4 protein-coding genes are annotated in these 3,514 nt (G+C 72.3%); 3 read left to right on the top strand and 1 reads right to left on the bottom strand.

The window, feature by feature from the left end:
* On the bottom strand, positions 1-684 hold a 684-nt coding region (locus tag DBR36_RS12775; RefSeq protein WP_108319941.1), incomplete at its 3' end, for a PAC2 family protein.
* 116 nt (positions 685-800) lie between these two features.
* Here DBR36_RS12775 and DBR36_RS12770 point away from each other — a divergent pair.
* From DBR36_RS12770 to DBR36_RS12760, 3 genes are read left to right on the top strand one after another with little or no spacing between them, the layout of a single operon-like run.
* Positions 801-1,490, top strand: coding sequence for an HAD family phosphatase (locus tag DBR36_RS12770; RefSeq protein ID WP_108319939.1), 690 nt, complete (start codon positions 801-803; stop codon positions 1,488-1,490).
* A complete protein-coding gene (locus tag DBR36_RS12765; protein WP_108319937.1) occupies positions 1,487-2,509 on the top strand; it encodes a tRNA (adenine-N1)-methyltransferase in 1,023 nt (340 codons plus the stop codon). The genes DBR36_RS12770 and DBR36_RS12765 overlap by 4 nt, the downstream gene beginning before the upstream one ends.
* Before the next feature lie 44 nt (positions 2,510-2,553).
* Positions 2,554-3,498, top strand: coding sequence for an FKBP-type peptidyl-prolyl cis-trans isomerase (locus tag DBR36_RS12760; protein ID WP_146185355.1), 945 nt, complete (start codon positions 2,554-2,556; stop codon positions 3,496-3,498).
* Positions 3,499-3,514: the final 16 nt, after the last annotated feature.

Genomic DNA, 3,514 nt, shown 5'->3' with positions numbered 1-3,514 from the left:
GATCGAGGCCTCCCACTGCCGGGCCTCGGCATCCAGTTCACCGCGCGGCACCGCGATGCCGGTGATGGTCTCGAGCTTGTCGAGCAGCGCGAGGGTGGCCTTGGGTGAGGGGGTGTGGCCGGCGACGTAGTGGGGAACGCTGGCCCACAGGCTCGCGGTGGGGATGCCGACCTGCTCGGCCGCGTAGCCGATCGCGCTCAGGATGCCGACCGGCCCCTCGTACAGACTGCGCTCGAGGCCCAGGGACTGACGGACGGCGTCGTTGTCGCTGCCGGCGAAGACCGAGATGGGGCGCGTGTGCGGGACGTCCGACATCATCGAGCCGAGGGCGACGAAACCCGAGACGTCCTCGCGCAGGGCGACGTCGATGAACTCGGCGGCGAAGGCCTGCCAGGCGCGCGCGGGTTCGACGCCGACGAGCAGCCAGATCTCGGCGTCGTCGTTGCGCACGACGGGGCGCAGCAGTCGCGCCTCGGGCCAGGTCAGGGTGCGGCGGCCCTCGGCATCCACTCCCACCTGCGGACGCGTGTACTGGTAGTCGAAGTACAGCTCCGGGTCGACGGTGTGGACGACTTCGTACTCGACGTCGGCGCGCAGCATGGACGCTGCCGCCGACGCGGCTTCTCCGGCGTCGTTCCAGCCGTCGAAAGCGGCGACGATGATCCGGCGACCCAGTGCGTCCACGCAACCTCCTCTGCCCCGTCGGGGCTGACCTCCAGGATAGGCGCACGCGAGAACGCGCGGCCGGAGCGCCCCGAGCCCGGGCGGGGCGGACCGACGCCCCCGAATAGGATGGACCGATGACTTCCCCCGCCCCCGCCGCCGTCCTCTGGGACATGGACGGCACCCTCGTCGACACCGAGCCCTACTGGATGGCCGCCGAGGTTCCGCTCGTGGAGCGCTTCGGGGGCAGCTGGTCCCACGAGCAGGCGCTCGGCATGGTGGGACTCGCCCTCGAGGACTCCGCCCGCCTTCTGCAGAACGCGGGCGTGCCGTGGGGAGTCGACGAGATCATCGCGCACCTGACCGACGAGGTGCTCCGCCAGCTCGCCGAAACGGGTGTGCCCTTCCGCCCCGGCGCGCGCGAGCTTCTGGCCGACCTGCGTGCCCACGGCGTCAAGACGGCGCTGGTGACGATGTCGATGCGCCGTATGGCGCTGTCGGTCGCCGATCTGATCGACTTCCCCGCGTTCGACCTGGTGGTCGCCGGCGACGACGTCGACAAGCCCAAGCCGCACCCCGACCCGTACCTGCAGGCGGCGCGCGAGCTGGGCGTCGACATCCGCGACGCCGTCGCGATCGAGGACAGCCCGAACGGACTGCGCTCGGCGATCGCCAGCGGCGCGGTCTCTCTCGGCGTTCCTCTCATGGTGCCGCTCGAGGGCGTCGGCGCCCACGCCCTCTGGCCGAGCCTCGAGGGGCGCACCACCGCAGACCTGCGTGCGCTGCACGCTTCCGCCCGTATCGACGAGACACAGGTCACCCGATGAGCGAGACCCCCCACCTGAGCGGCCCCTTCCGCATCGGCGACCGCGTCCAGCTGACCGGCCCCAAGGGCCGTATGCACACGATCACGCTGCGCGAGAGCGGTGAACTCCACACCCACAACGGCGTGCTCAAGCACTCCCTCCTCGTGGATCAGCCCGACGGCAGCGTCGTCACGAACAGCTCCGGTCACGACTACCTGGCCGTGCGCCCGCTGCTGCGCGACTTCGTCATGTCGATGCCGCGGGGGGCTGCGATCGTCTACCCCAAGGACGCCGCGCAGATCCTCGCGCAGGCCGACGTCTTCCCGGGGGCGACGGTCGTCGAGGCCGGTGTCGGCTCGGGAGCCCTGTCGCTGTGGCTGCTGCGCGCGATCGGCCCGAGCGGTCGTCTGCTGTCGTTCGAGCGTCGCGAGGAGTTCGCCGACGTGGCCCGCGCGAACGTCGAGACCTTCCACGGCGAGCAACCCGCGACGTGGCAGGTCGTCGTCGGCGATCTCGTCGAGAGCCTGCCGGATGCCGTGGCCCCGGCATCCGTCGACCGCGTCGTGCTCGACATGCTGGCGCCCTGGGAGTGCATCGACGCCGTGGCCGACGCGCTCACGCCCGGCGGCGTGGTGCTCTGCTACATCGCCACCGCCACGCAGCTGAGCCGCGTCGCCGAGTACATCCGCGCGACGGGGCTGTTCACCGAACCGGATGCCAGCGAGACCATGGTGCGCGGATGGCACGTCGAGGGACTCGCCGTGCGCCCCGACCACCGCATGGTCGCTCACACGGGCTTCCTCATCACGGCGCGGCGCCTGGCGCCCGGGGCGATCCCGCCCGAGGTCAAGCGTCGCGCGTCGAAGTCGAGCTACGGTGATGAGGACGTGGAGCTGTGGACCCCGGGCGCCGTGGGTGATCGCGAGATCACCGACAAGAACCTGCGCAAGCGCGTGCGCGAGGCGCAGAAGTCGGCCGAGGGCGTGCGCCAGTCCGTCGCCGGGGCCGCGGCGCGTCCCGAGGGCGACCCGGCGGCTTAGCCCGCGCGGCGGGAGCGCACAGCGAGTGCACCTAAACTGTTCCGGTGCGCAGACTCCCCGCTCTCGTTGCCGTGACCGCTCTGGCCGGAATGGGCCTCGTCGGGTGCTCGGCATCCGCCGCCTCGTCGTGCCCGACGCCCACCGACAGCTCGATCGCCTCGGTGGTCGACGCCGCGGGCGACTTCGGCTCCGCCCCCACGGTGTCGGTGCGATCGCCGTTCGTTCCGCAGCAGGCGGGCACGCAGACCCTCATCGCGGGTGACGGGCAGCGCATCACGAGCGAGAAGCAGCTGGCCCTCGTCGACGTCACGGTCCTCGACGCCGCGACGGGCGAGCAGCTCGTCGCCACGCCCTACGGCGACGAGGCGACGGCGACGCCGCTGCCGCGCCTGACGCAGGCGATCCCCTCGATCGCCCCGCTGCTGGACTGCGTCGCCGAGGGCTCGCGCGTCGCGGTGGCCATCCCCGGCTCCGACCTCGGCGCCCAGGGCGCGCAGGCGCTCGGCGTGAACGAGGGCGACGGCGCGGTGTTCGTCTTCGACGTGCGCAAGGTCTTCCTGCCCGCGGCCGACGGCGCCGACCAGTACAACGCCGACTCGGGCATGCCCTCGGTCGTGCGGGCCCCCGACGGCCAGCCCGGCATCGTCATCCCCGCCGGCGACGCCCCCACCGAGGAGCGCTCGCAGACGATCAAGAAGGGCGACGGCGACGTCGTCACCGCCGACTCCTCGGTGGTCATCCACGTGCAGGGCGTCGCGTGGGGCGCCAAGACCACGTTCGCCTCGACCTGGAAGAACGGCTCGCCCGGCCAGGCCACGGTCTCGGCCCTGCCTCCGGCGCTCGCCTCGGCGATCGAGGGTCAGACGGTGGGCTCGCAGGTGCTGGTCGTCGTCCCCGCCGACCAGACCCAGGCCGACCAGCAGGCGCTGCAGGCCCCGGCCGACACCGCCCTGGCCTACGTCATCGACATCCTCGGCGTCGTCGGCTGAGTCCCGGCGGTCCGTC

This window comes from Microbacterium sp. HMWF026, from assembly GCF_003061325.1.
Lineage (GTDB): Bacteria > Actinomycetota > Actinomycetes > Actinomycetales > Microbacteriaceae > Microbacterium > Microbacterium testaceum_E.
This window is presented reverse-complemented; position numbering and strand designations above follow the sequence as displayed.

Excerpts from the sequence above, each read along its gene's own strand:
- DBR36_RS12770 (WP_108319939.1), top strand. The coding sequence starts at position 801 with ATGACTTCCCCCGCCCCCGCCGCCGTCCTCTGGGACATGGACGGCACC.
- DBR36_RS12765 (WP_108319937.1), top strand. The coding sequence starts at position 1,487 with ATGAGCGAGACCCCCCACCTGAGCGGCCCCTTCCGCATCGGCGACCGC.